Below are 11,721 nucleotides of genomic sequence, written 5' to 3' on the forward strand. Positions count from 1 at the left end.
TAACCACTAAAAAATTAAAAATGAGACCAACAAAAATCATCACCGTAAATCCCCGTGAAGGACAGGATTTATCAGTAGTAGGCGACAATTATAGATTACTTATTACGGGCAAGGAAACAGAAAATGCCTTTGCTGTAATTGATATGCTGATTCCCCCAAAAGGTGGCCCGATGCCTCACGCACATACAACTTTTCAGGAATCATTCTATGTGATAGAAGGCGAAATTGTAGTGCGAACCGAAGAACAAACTTATGTTGCTAAACCAGGTTCGTTTGTTAGCATTCCAAAAGGCGGCGCTATCCATTCCTTTAAAAATGAAACTGATGTGAATGCACACATCTTATGCATTGTAGTGGCAGCGGGTTTGGAAGAGTTTTTTAAAGAAATAGGACAACCCGTAGCATACGGAGCGTTTTTACCGCCACCGGTAATGAATTCTGAGGCTGCGGTAAGACTAAAAACCATTGCTGAAAAATATAACCAGGAAGTTTTTCCACCAGATTACTTTGAAAAAAAATAAGTAAGTAGAATTTCAGCTCAAAAAATCAAAAAATATTATGGCATTATCACAGGAAGTTTTAGACACCATTGCATTTGCAGAAAAGATGGGTTTCACAAAACTACATCTGCAACCACCGGCAGAAACAAGGGAAGCAATGAAACACGCTCCTCCTGCCGAAAACCCTACAGAAGTTGGTGAGGTTATCAATACGATGATTCCTGAAGGTGACATTGCTGTCCGGATTTACATTCCAATGGGCGAAGGTCCGTTTCCGGTCATTTCATACTTTCACGGCGGCGGTTTTGTGTTGATGAGTTTAGAGACACACGATGAAATTTGCCGCCAGCTTTGTGCAAAGTCAGGTTGTGTAGTGATGTCGGTTGATTACAAATTAGCTCCTGAAAATCCCTATCCACAGGGCCCTGAAAGCGCTGTTACAGCAACCAAATGGATGATTAAAAATGCTGCTGAATACAAAGGCATTGGCGAACGAATGGCTGTGGCTGGCGACAGTGCAGGCGGTTATATGGCTTTATGGGTTGCACAAAAACTAACTGCCGAAGGCATAAAACTAAAAGCACAGTTTGCGGCTTATCCCGTTACCGACCATTACTCTTCACAACATTTATCCTGGGAAGAAAACAAATCTGGTTACACCTTGACGGCTGAAATGATGAAGTGGTTTTGGGATAATTACTTAACTGATGCTACAAAATTTACAGAAGCGTCGCCGTTAAGAGCAACCAGTTTTTCAGGACTTCCACCCGCATTGATTATGACAGCCAATTATGACCCATTAAGAGACGAAGGAAAAGCCTATGCTGACAAATTAAAATCGGCGGGAGTTGAAACCATTTACAAAAACTATGAAAATGTACACGGCTTTTTCGGAACAGGTGAAATGGGACAAGAAGCAATGCAGATAGCAAGCGACTTTTTAAAAGATAAATTATCTACCTAAAAATCAATAAAAATGATAACGATTCAATACACAGCATTTGGTCATTCAGACGTTTTACAATTAAACCCAATGGATAAACCAACCATTCAGGAAAATGAAGTGTTGATAAAAATAGCCTCTACAACGATCAACCCTTTGGAAATGAAAATACGTGAGGGCTATTTACAACAGGCGATGCCCATCACTTTTCCATACACTCCCGGCTCTGATGTGGCAGGAATTGTTGAAGCTGTCGGCAATAATGTAAGCCGGATTAAAGCAGGTGATAAGGTGTATGCCACTACCTATGGTGGAACTTATGCTGAATATATTTCCCTCAATGAAGACCAAGTAGCAATAATACCAAGCAATATTTCACTCAACGAAGCCGCTGCCTTGGCTATACCTCTGACTACGGCATACACACTTTTAGTAGAAGCAGGTCAATTACAAGATGGTCAGAAAGTTTTGATACACGGTGCTTCGGGCGGCGTTGGTAGCATAATGGTACAAATGGCAAAAGCAATGGGTGCTTATGTCATCGGAACAACATCAGGAGCCGAACTTGACAGGGTGAAAGCGCTTGGAGCAGATGAAGTGATGGACTATAAGACCCAGGATTTCACTGCGATGGTTAAAGACATTGACATTGTTGCAGATTTAGTAGGTGGCGAAACACAAACCAAATCTTTTGAAGTATTAAAAAAAGGCGGAAAACTAATAAGCACGGTAATGCCTCCTTCTGCTGAGCTGGCCGAAAAATATCAAGTGGAAGCGCCGTTTATTATGTCAAATCCATCATACAAAAAACTGGACTTTTTCAACGAATTGATAGCGCAAGGGAAAATAAAAGCTCAAATATCAAAGACTATGAAATTAGAACAAGCAGCCGAAGCACAGGATTTGGTTTCAAAAGGAGGAGTGAATGGGAAAATTGTATTGGAGATAAACTAACAAAAATATGAGTAAGCAAAACAGCATCTTATTTTTTGGATTTTTAATAACGCTTTTCATAAGTTTAAGCATTCATATTGTAATGCTCCAGGTAATTGGCGTTGGCTTTCCCGACCACAGCCCCGTACCAAAAATCCCTAAATTATTGAACACCTGGTTTTCTGTATTAGCCCTTTTTACTTTTTATTATTTGGCAAAAGAAAGACTATCAAAGAAATCCGTAGTCATACAAACCCTTATCGTTTTTGCTATTTATTCAATGATAAAAGAATCTTTAATTCGTACGAGTAAAATATACCATCTCGGATTTCATCAACGACAAAGATCCGGTTTTGGAAAGAGCAATTGACTACGCAAAAACAGGAAAATAAAATTACATAAATAAAATATTTTATAGAACATGAATTGTTATTAGTGCATTAAATATAAAGCCAGACATTTTCTTTATCGGTCTCCACTATTTTGAAAAAATCACTTGGTTTCTTGTCAGTCAATTCTTTAAAATGTTTGATGAAATGAGACTGGTCAAAATATAAACCATCGTTGGATAGATCTGTAAGGTTTGTGCTCATCTTTTGGTAAGTCAACGCATTCCTGAACCGCTGGATTTTTCTGTATTCGGACACTGTTTTTCCAACGTTTTTAAGGAATATTTTGCTGATATGTTGTCGGGTAAAATTATATTTTTCAGCTATATATTCAAGCTTTAATCCGTTATTAACATCTGATAATATCTGCTCGGCGAGGCTTAGATCTTTTTTTAAAAATTTTGACAATAAATAATCCTCTAAAAGTTCAATTTGATTGTCTCTGTCATGATAAAAGTTGAAAATCAATTCTATTTTTTCTTTAAAATCCGGAAAAGGGGTAAAGTTTGAAATTTGACCTTGTTCGAAAATTTTAGAATCCTCGATAAAATGATTTATTTTAATTGGCTTAAAATAGATGGTTATCTCATTGACCAGGTTTTCATAAATAATTTCTAAAGGCTTTGAATATCTGGTAAATAAACTTGAAACTACATTCTTCTGTTTTGATGATTTTACCAAATATTGATTTTTTGAGAAGTATTCTTCAGTATTTTGATAGATTGACAGAATACAAAAATTGTTGGGGAAGGTGAAATAGCTGACAGGTTTAGATTTTCTGTCCTCTGAAAAAAAATAATAGCCCTCAATATAGTCTCTTAGAAACATATTTTTCGGTTTGTAAAAATCAACTTCCATAAATGAGATTAGCCTTTATCTTTTAGCGTCAATATATGCTTATAATATTATTTTAAATATAAGTAAGCATTTATATTTAAATAATATACAATGATAAAGCAATTCGTTAGCCAAATTACAAAATTAATGCGAAAGTGTTACTAAGATTTATTAAACGACAAAATCCGGTTAATGACTGGTTTTCTAGCCGAAACAGATCCATCGTAACTGTCTGGAAATTTGACAATTAATGCCTTTGATAAATAATAGATAACCAATGAATAGCTACCATTGATTGTTTTATGAAGTAAAATATCGAAGTTTGGCGATCACACATCCATTATATTCAAACGAAAGAATTGGCCACTATTATTGATTTGTATGACCGGAAAATAACTGGATGGAGCTTAAGTTATGAGGTGAGAACTGAGGAAACAAGTGTTGCTGATTGGAAAATGGCCGTCAAAAACAAAAAATGGCAAAAGGATTACTTTTGATTAGTGACAAAGGGGTGTTAACAAATAATGGAAGTTTTGAAAGCCACAAAGATTTTTGAAACCAATCCCGGCTAAGTCTTTAATTTTTTTACAAGTTTTGGTATCCAATATATTAGCGCATAAAGTAAGGCCAAAATTAGCCCAAGCCTTAGTAGGTTATGTTCTATTGCAATATCCGCAAAATCCCTGTTAGCAAATGTGGGTGTAAGAATACTTTGTTCAAATAACGGTCTTCCATCTACAGAGAGTTTATAAATTTCGACTTCTTTATTAGTTCCTGCAAAAAAATCAGTGACTGATTTCTTAAAGCTTTTGTCAGCAGCAAATGCCAGGTCACCTTTGTTGATTTTTACTTTTATGATTTTGCCTTTTTGCAGATATTTTAAAAATAAGTCATTCTTTGTTGTCGAGTCACCATAGTCTGTTGCGTTATAACCAAAATTCAAATTGAAAGGTTCACCCTTTACTTTCAGATAAATATATGATGATTTGCTGCCTGGCATATGTTGCCTCTCGAATGTTCTTTGCCATACTTCTGTAACCTGATAAGTGTTTTCCACAAAATCATCTTCTGTAAATGACTTTGAGGCTTGCATCCGGCTCACGTTTCGCCCAACTTGTGCCATTATGGAAGAAAAAAAACAGTATGCGATAAACAGAATACCAATAGCTAAAAATATTTTTTGAACTTTATTCATTTTTTTAAGTTTTTGTTATACTGAATATCAAAATGACTGCAATGTGTAATTGAAATATTTGAAATACTGAAAATCGCTGTCAATATTACAAATGATAAGCGCAACAATTAATGTGTGATTCTTTCATAAACTCAATTATAATGGATGATGATTTCTGGGTTAAATCCTTTTACTTTTTTAATTAAATAATTTTGCTGGTCCAATCTGTTGCTGATAATAAAAGAGTAGGGACTACTGTTATTTTGCTTAATTATAACAACATTGTTTCTTCCACTTCTGTTATAGAACGAGTTAAAAGATATTTCTGTGATGGCATCTATGTTAATCTCAAATATATTAATAGCCTTAATAACTATAATTTTACCGGACGTAATGATGAAGGAAGGAAAATATTTACTTATTTTCAAGATAGAATCATTAACGTTTTGTAATTCTGCGACCTCATTATCATCCAACATGTTGATCATTTTTTCATAATTTGTAAAATATCTTCTGAATAAAAAATACATCATTAATAACAGGGGTAAACTTAAAATCAAGACGAAACTCGATGGTATTTTAAAACTTATAAATAAGACGACAGAAGCTGTTAGCAGCAAAGAAAATGCAATGATAAATCCTAAAACATAACGTTTTATCAAACGGATTCTTTTTATCCAAAACTCTTTTTTGCCACTATTATTCATTTCTCAAATTGATTTAGACACTTCATTTTTTTTATAGTTGATATCTTTTAACTCTTTGATTATATACCAACTCTTTAATTAAATTATTTAACTCAAAAATATTTTTAATTCAACATAAAAACTAACCATGAGTAAAGCAATGTAAAACATGATCATATAAGATGAGGTATCAATAGATATTTTCTTTACCGCTATTTTTCTTTGAATATATGCTGTTATAATCAAAATATTCATTCCTATGTAGCCTGTACCAAACATCGCAATATATCCCCATGGACTTCCAAGTTTGATATCAGTTCCTGAAAAATGATTTAAAAAAGGAATTCCTCCAGCACAAAACAAACCCATAATCAAAGGATAAACCAATATTGATAGGAATCTCAGCATCTTTTTATCCTTGATAAAGCCGGAAAAAGGCAGCTCAATATATTGAAGTAATTTTATTGCTGTATTGCTGTTATTTCCTTTTAAAATATTCCATAAACGTTCTATCTCAAATACTATAAATACCTGAATAAAGATGATCATTAAATTTGATAAAATTTCTACTAAATAGATATTCATAAACAGGCAGATAATTTGTATTCAAAATTGGAGTTTAAAATGAGAAGATTTTGTTTTTTATTTCCAAATCTGCCACCATTTTTTATTGGTTTCTACTATAAAATCGTCGTTATTTATTTTCTGGTGAAAAATACAGATTTGATCCGTCAGATAATCATAAACATCATCTTCCAAATAAGGTTTTTGCGGATCCATTAATTTTTTGACCGCAGCGGTAATATTTTCAACATCCTGTTTATCTGTTCTGGTAAATGTAGTAAGATGATCAAGAATGAATTCAGCAAATGCTTTGTGAGAATCAGAAAAATTCACATTTCCATTTCGATACGCTTCGTCTTTCAGAATATCCAGATTGCGAAGCATTTCACCCTCTAATGATTCTGCCTGTCCGGTTGTGGGGATCATATTCTCACGAATATTTTTCACAATCTCCGGATAGGTGTATCTGGTAGGGAATTCAGGTTGCTGGGTAGAAGAGGGTTTATAAACGGGCTGAAGCTGTTCACATTTCTCAACCAACAACTTCACATCTTCCGGTGAATGTTCTAACCAGCTTCTAGGTGTGACTCCAAATTTATTCTGGCAATCAAGATCGGCTCCCAGCATCAGAATTTTTTCAAGAACTTGCAGATGGAACGCTCTTTTTTCTCCCTCAGTCCGCCAAGGAAATCCCTGAATTGCCCAATATGCAACAGATGCTCCGTTTTTGTCCAATGCATTTACATCGCCACCAAAATCAATAAAAAGATCTAAGGCCTTAATTAAATTTTCTTGTTGTACGGCTACATGGAGAGAATTATAACCAGCTTTGCAATTCATGTTGGGATCTGCACCGTTATCTAAAAAATATTGAAGAAATATTAATCTGTCATCCTCATTTTTAATTCCATAAGAGGTAAGAACTTCCATTATCAATGGTGAATATGACCTTTCTTCATAGACATTAAGATCCAAATTATTTTCTTCAACCACAATTTTTACGGCATTAAGATCTCCTTTAGCAATTGCAGATAGTAGAGTTTGCTTATGAATTTTCGGGATCAAATTGATCATTATTCTTCGTTTTGTAGGTTAACTTTAAAATTTTATTGATGACTTTCTAATTTGTTAAAGTGATTTCAAACCTCAATCAATTGATACTTTTTACTATTTTAATGATCGTTTTTATTCCTATCTAACGCATTGGTCAAACTTTACTATTTCAGAAGTATTGATTGGTACAATCTATTCTGTTTTTGGGAATTTTGAGGCGGTCACTTTCGGAATAATCACCAGGTAATCGTATCCCTTTATTATTCTGGCTAATTTTACATCCTTAACGATTAATTTTCCATTTTCTAAGGCCATTCTGAGGGGAAGCATATCAAAACAAGACCATTCATTGGAATTTACATGATCAAAGAAAGGCTTTAATAATTTGAAGCTTCCGCTATTTTCATCTACAATCTCATCAGGGAAGCCTTGGAATGGTGATGATTGTGTACCGGATTTTCCTAATATCATTATGTGTAAGGAATTTTTAAACTCGCTGTCAGCAACATTATTAACTAAGTTTCCAATATCATATATTTTCAATAAGCTTTCACCCTTTGCAAGATGGTTTGCTCCAAATTTGAATAAATTTTTCTTATCCTTCCATTCTGGATAGACCTTCATTAAATTACTTTTCATTAATTGAATTCGTAGATGATGGCTGTCTTCATCATTATATATTTTTGCTGTTAATTGAAGTGCTTCGGCTTTCTCCTTTTCCTCCTGACTTAAATTTAATAGTAAAAGTTTTTTAATTTCACTTTCAAACTCTACAGTTTTCATGAAAAACGGTTTGTTCTGGTCTTTTAAAAATTCAGCGAAATATGATTTTGATTTATTCTCAATATTCTCATAAATTTTCTTTGCTTTAGCGTTTTTTGTCTTTAGTTTCAGTTCACTGCAGACCAGCCTGTCTGCTACCAATAATATTTGGTCAGTTCCGTAAATAGAAGTTTTTGAATTCACTAACTGCTTTAATAAATTAAATTCAGGATCAAAAGCATAAAAGGAAAATACATTTCCAAAATCAGCCACATAATTTCTCAATTGGGTGTCGGATAAATTTTTGATTTTGGATTCAATAATTTTCGCAGAGTAAGGGTCTATTTCACAAAAGAAATTATCAAACTTAACTTTGTTTGTTAGTGCTGAAAAAAAGAAAGGAATTTCGTTTATGAAATGATCTTCGCCGATAAGTACAAAATCTGACTTTTGTACTTTAGATACTATGGTATCCCAACCTTTTCCTTCGAAAGACTGGTTTTTTACGGAAAACGTTGTCATGTTTTTCCCTGCAATTTGTGTTATCACTGAATCTTGGGAGAATAATACTGAATTTAGTAAGGTGAAGATTACTACTAAAGATTTTAATCGATTTGATTTCATGTTTTTTTAAATATCCCTGAATTATCAAAAATTGTGAGACCTTTTTCTGTCGCATATAGCATTATGGCATCAGATAGTCTTATTTACCAGAAATTTGTAATTTCCATTTTTCTCTTTCCATAATAATATTAATAAAATCATTATTAATAAATTACATCTATATAGCGGCTTTTTAAAATGATGTGAAAGAGTATTAAAGCCTGGTTCATATAAAATTAGGGTTCTGACCTGGAAGTATTATCAAGAATCATCGTTGCTAACTTGTTGTTCTTAAAGTACATTGTAATGAATTGCTTCTTTTCATCAATAAGCAATAGATCCTTTTCAGGGACATTTTGTCTGGTAATTTGTGCTCCTGCCGGATTCCAGAAATATTTATCAAAACCCTCTACCACTCTAATACTATCTGGCTTACCGTACTTCTTAATAGCTTTCTCTTTTGAGTCACCTATTTTAAATCCCATGTTTGAAGTAAAATACTTTGTATCAATTTTTTTTGCAGTTGAAAAAAACTCCTTGTAATATAGAAGGCGATCTTCTTCACTTGATGGATAATTATTATGGTCACTAAAGTCACTAAAATCTTTTTTTTTAATGAGTTCACTTGGGACATTATTATTGTCGAAACAGGCAGTTACAATCCTTGAATTGTCAGAAAACAAAATAAACATTAATGTCTGCTTTAGACTGTCATTCGTAAACCAAGCCGTATTTTCAGAACGTAAATGAGAGGTAGTCACAGGTCTGTTTGCAGTTGGTTTTCCTAACATTTTGTCAGTAACTGGATAATTATCTGCAAAAAATGGTTTTATCAGTTCTTCCGGACTCTTTAAATCTGAGTCCTTCATAGCTACATTATCATCATTATTCTTCTGTTGGCAAGAAAAGAATAATATTGAAAGTAATAGTAGTGCTATAGAAGTCTTTTTCATAATAATCTTTGTAGGTATTGATTGAAATTAAATAAATCTTTACATATTAATTATAATATAAGATGCATCTAAAAAGTTGTAATTCAGAATTAACAGACATCTATTCTGTAGTAATATTCAATGCGGCGGGACAATCTTTTTTTAGTTCTTAAATGCACAACCGGTAAGTTATTTACTTCATTACTTCATCATAGGAAGCTTCGCTTGTTATTGCATTTGGGTTTTCCGGGTCATAATAGATGTTGACTACAGAATTGTTATCTTTTCCCATGAATGAATCTTGTTGCAATGTTGCTGTATGAAGCGTTCCTGTACGATCTTTGAATTGTAATTTCCATATTTGAGCGGCTCCTTTTCCAACCCGTCCATTTCCTTCCTGACTGATGATTGTCGCTTCAGCTTTTACATAATTTTGATATGATTTTTTTGCTTCATCATTCATCTTTGCGAAAGGTCCGTGGTTATAAAACCAATAAGCTCCAATGCCAAAAACAATAAGTAAAACTAAAAATCCGATTTTTGCTCCTTTAGTTTGCATAATTTTATATTTTATTTGTGTATAGTTACATTGTCCAAAGAAAAATCATTTCCGTTGTAAACAACTGTTCCGCTAAATTTTAGCTTGCCGTTTTTTACTTCCTGATAATCATCTGTCATAAAAGTAAGTGCTTCATTTGAAAGGTTTTTATCATCAGCAAAACTGCCAAAATTACGAGGTTCATCTCCGGTAAGGGGAATGTCTCCTTTACTGATTTTAATTTGTAAATTGATTAGCTTTTCTCCTTTGCAAAATCCGTCCGAATAAACTGTCATTTCATTTTTTGTACCCTCAGTGACAAACATTGAATTGCAAAGTCCTGCATATCCCTCAACTGTTATTTGTTTTCCATTCATAGATTGGTCTGTCGACAATGTTTTTATCTGTTCCGTCGTCAAAAGTTCTCCTTGTTTGTTAGGTTCTCCTTTTTTAGTGCAACTTGCCACCACTGCAATAACTGTCATGATCAAAAGAGTTATTTTTAATGTTTTCATTTTATCTTAATTGTATGTTTTTGCACTTGTCTTATTTTAGCATGTCGCATAAGGTCACGAATTATTTTATCTTGATACCACTACAAATCTATTTATAGTTTTTGTTTCCTAATTGTAAAAATGTAAACTCAGCCAAAAGATGTCGAAATAGAAAGGGTTTAATTATCGAATTTTGAAATCACCAATCAATTATTTGAGAAACTTAAATCCAAATCTATCTCATAACTTTGATTTACAAAAAATAATTATTTTTTTTCTGATACTTTCCATTTATACAATTACAAGGTTTGCGGTATATTTATATTTACATCTTGACTGAAAAATACTGAAGAACTATTAAAGTAATTGATATTATAGAAGTTTGACAAACATCTAAGTGTTTTTATTACTGTAATGTTTATTTATAACTAAAAGTTCACTTATGCAAAAAAAAATAAAAATTATGAAAATACTTATCACATTCACTTTAGTTATGCTTGGCATATTTGCAAATGCACAAAACAAACGTTTTACTTATGAGTACCAATTTGTGCCGGATTCTACTAATGTTTCTGATTTGAAAAATGAAGTAATGAATTTAGACGTTTCAGAATCGGGCTCTAAATTTTATAGCTACACGGTTTATAATTCCGATTCTCTGATGAAAATTGATGTGGAAAAACAGATGGCAGCAGGAGGAATGCTCAATCTTAAATCTAACAATCGAAGAGGTTTGGTGAGATATGCTGTTACTAAGAAATATCCCAAATATGAGGTGTTCTTACAAAATAGAATATTGAGGGATCAGTATAACGTTTCTGAAGAGAGACCCATCGTATGGAAAATAACTTCTGAGAAACTTAAAGTCGGTGAATGGATGACCCAAAAAGCAGAAACTGATTTTGCCGGAAGACATTGGTATGCCTGGTTTACAACAGATATTCCTATTCAGGACGGACCTTATAAATTTCACGGACTTCCCGGTCTCATGGTAAAAATGGAAGATCAAACCCAATCTCACCGCTTCACCTTAAAAGCTGTAAAAAACATCAGCTCAATTCCGAAAGATGTTTTTGGAGCTAATGAAATTTCAGTTAACGCAAAGCAATACAGTAAAATATTGAAGGATTATGAGAATGATCCTGCAAGGGGATTTAAACAGGCACAGATGGGTGGTGCTATAATGGTTACGAAAGACGGGCAAAGTTCTAACATTAAAGATCAGGAAGCGTCTATAAAAGAAAAAATTAAAAAAGACAATAACAAAATCGAACTAGATTAAATATAGAAAATTCTTGTGGCCGATGTTGTAA

General features: G+C 33.2%; 13 protein-coding genes. 4 read left to right on the top strand and 9 right to left on the bottom strand.

All coding sequences use genetic code 11. The features are described from left to right. The first annotated feature begins 20 nt into the window (after window positions 1-20). The 3 genes from IX38_RS11870 to IX38_RS11880 are packed head-to-tail and all read left to right on the top strand — an operon-like array spanning window position 21 to window position 2,397. The gene (locus tag IX38_RS11870) at window positions 21-521 is read left to right on the top strand and encodes a cupin domain-containing protein (RefSeq protein ID WP_034705248.1); all 501 of its coding nucleotides are present in this window, start codon (window positions 21-23) and stop codon (window positions 519-521) included. Between the two features lie 37 nt (window positions 522-558). After that, window positions 559-1,464, top strand: a complete 906-nt coding sequence (locus IX38_RS11875; protein WP_034705250.1) for an alpha/beta hydrolase — start codon at window positions 559-561, stop codon at window positions 1,462-1,464. A 12-nt stretch (window positions 1,465-1,476) separates the two neighbouring features. Then, window positions 1,477-2,397 (top strand): NADP-dependent oxidoreductase, encoded by a 921-nt coding sequence (locus IX38_RS11880; RefSeq protein WP_034705252.1) that lies wholly within the window; start codon window positions 1,477-1,479, stop codon window positions 2,395-2,397. 419 nt (window positions 2,398-2,816) lie between these two features. Here IX38_RS11880 and IX38_RS11890 read toward each other — a convergent pair whose 3' ends face one another. The 9 genes from IX38_RS11890 to IX38_RS11930 all read right to left on the bottom strand — a co-directional run bounded on the left by IX38_RS11890 (window position 2,817) and on the right by IX38_RS11930 (window position 10,429). Continuing rightward, window positions 2,817-3,623, bottom strand: coding sequence for a helix-turn-helix domain-containing protein (locus IX38_RS11890; protein WP_034705257.1), 807 nt, complete (start codon window positions 3,621-3,623; stop codon window positions 2,817-2,819). A 547-nt stretch (window positions 3,624-4,170) separates the two neighbouring features. Continuing rightward, window positions 4,171-4,797: a hypothetical protein gene (locus IX38_RS11895; protein WP_034705258.1), complete on the bottom strand. Its 627-nt coding sequence runs from the start codon at window positions 4,795-4,797 to the stop codon at window positions 4,171-4,173. 131 nt (window positions 4,798-4,928) lie between these two features. Then, window positions 4,929-5,483, bottom strand: a complete 555-nt coding sequence (locus tag IX38_RS11900; RefSeq protein WP_131368672.1) for a hypothetical protein — start codon at window positions 5,481-5,483, stop codon at window positions 4,929-4,931. Between the two features lie 87 nt (window positions 5,484-5,570). Next, window positions 5,571-6,047, bottom strand: a complete 477-nt coding sequence (locus IX38_RS11905) for a hypothetical protein (protein ID WP_034705261.1) — start codon at window positions 6,045-6,047, stop codon at window positions 5,571-5,573. A gap of 57 nt (window positions 6,048-6,104) precedes the next feature. Then, window positions 6,105-7,100 carry an ankyrin repeat domain-containing protein gene (locus tag IX38_RS11910; RefSeq protein WP_034705262.1) on the bottom strand — a complete coding sequence of 332 codons (996 nt, stop codon included), beginning with the start codon at window positions 7,098-7,100 and terminating at the stop codon, window positions 6,105-6,107. Window positions 7,101-7,271: 171 nt separating this feature from the next. Further along, on the bottom strand, window positions 7,272-8,363 hold the full coding sequence (locus IX38_RS11915; RefSeq protein ID WP_051884674.1) for a hypothetical protein: 1,092 nt from the start codon (window positions 8,361-8,363) through the stop codon (window positions 7,272-7,274). A gap of 317 nt (window positions 8,364-8,680) precedes the next feature. Continuing rightward, on the bottom strand, window positions 8,681-9,397 hold the full coding sequence (locus IX38_RS11920; RefSeq protein WP_034705267.1) for a hypothetical protein: 717 nt from the start codon (window positions 9,395-9,397) through the stop codon (window positions 8,681-8,683). A 172-nt stretch (window positions 9,398-9,569) separates the two neighbouring features. Beyond that, window positions 9,570-9,935 carry a hypothetical protein gene (locus IX38_RS11925; protein ID WP_034705270.1) on the bottom strand — a complete coding sequence of 122 codons (366 nt, stop codon included), beginning with the start codon at window positions 9,933-9,935 and terminating at the stop codon, window positions 9,570-9,572. A gap of 11 nt (window positions 9,936-9,946) precedes the next feature. Next, entirely contained in the window at window positions 9,947-10,429 is a 483-nt protein-coding gene (locus tag IX38_RS11930; protein ID WP_131368673.1) for a hypothetical protein, read from the bottom strand. A gap of 442 nt (window positions 10,430-10,871) precedes the next feature. Between IX38_RS11930 and IX38_RS11935 the strand changes: the two genes are divergently transcribed. Beyond that, window positions 10,872-11,690, top strand: coding sequence for a GLPGLI family protein (locus tag IX38_RS11935; protein ID WP_034705431.1), 819 nt, complete (start codon window positions 10,872-10,874; stop codon window positions 11,688-11,690). Window positions 11,691-11,721: the final 31 nt, after the last annotated feature.

Origin of the sequence: Chryseobacterium luteum (assembly GCF_000737785.1) — a bacterium.
GTDB lineage: Bacteria > Bacteroidota > Bacteroidia > Flavobacteriales > Weeksellaceae > Chryseobacterium > Chryseobacterium luteum.

Excerpts from the sequence above, each read along its gene's own strand:
- IX38_RS11930 (WP_131368673.1), bottom strand. The coding sequence starts at position 10,429 with ATGAAAACATTAAAAATAACTCTTTTGATCATGACAGTTATTGCAGTG.
- IX38_RS11925 (WP_034705270.1), bottom strand. The coding sequence starts at position 9,935 with ATGCAAACTAAAGGAGCAAAAATCGGATTTTTAGTTTTACTTATTGTT.
- IX38_RS11900 (WP_131368672.1), bottom strand. The coding sequence starts at position 5,483 with ATGAATAATAGTGGCAAAAAAGAGTTTTGGATAAAAAGAATCCGTTTG.
- IX38_RS11880 (WP_034705252.1), top strand. The coding sequence starts at position 1,477 with ATGATAACGATTCAATACACAGCATTTGGTCATTCAGACGTTTTACAA.
- IX38_RS11895 (WP_034705258.1), bottom strand. The coding sequence starts at position 4,797 with ATGAATAAAGTTCAAAAAATATTTTTAGCTATTGGTATTCTGTTTATC.
- IX38_RS11905 (WP_034705261.1), bottom strand. The coding sequence starts at position 6,047 with ATGAATATCTATTTAGTAGAAATTTTATCAAATTTAATGATCATCTTT.
- IX38_RS11870 (WP_034705248.1), top strand. The coding sequence starts at position 21 with ATGAGACCAACAAAAATCATCACCGTAAATCCCCGTGAAGGACAGGAT.
- IX38_RS11910 (WP_034705262.1), bottom strand. The coding sequence starts at position 7,100 with ATGATCAATTTGATCCCGAAAATTCATAAGCAAACTCTACTATCTGCA.
- IX38_RS11875 (WP_034705250.1), top strand. The coding sequence starts at position 559 with ATGGCATTATCACAGGAAGTTTTAGACACCATTGCATTTGCAGAAAAG.
- IX38_RS11890 (WP_034705257.1), bottom strand. The coding sequence starts at position 3,623 with ATGGAAGTTGATTTTTACAAACCGAAAAATATGTTTCTAAGAGACTAT.
- IX38_RS11935 (WP_034705431.1), top strand. The coding sequence starts at position 10,872 with ATGAAAATACTTATCACATTCACTTTAGTTATGCTTGGCATATTTGCA.
- IX38_RS11915 (WP_051884674.1), bottom strand. The coding sequence starts at position 8,363 with ATGACAACGTTTTCCGTAAAAAACCAGTCTTTCGAAGGAAAAGGTTGG.
- IX38_RS11920 (WP_034705267.1), bottom strand. The coding sequence starts at position 9,397 with ATGAAAAAGACTTCTATAGCACTACTATTACTTTCAATATTATTCTTT.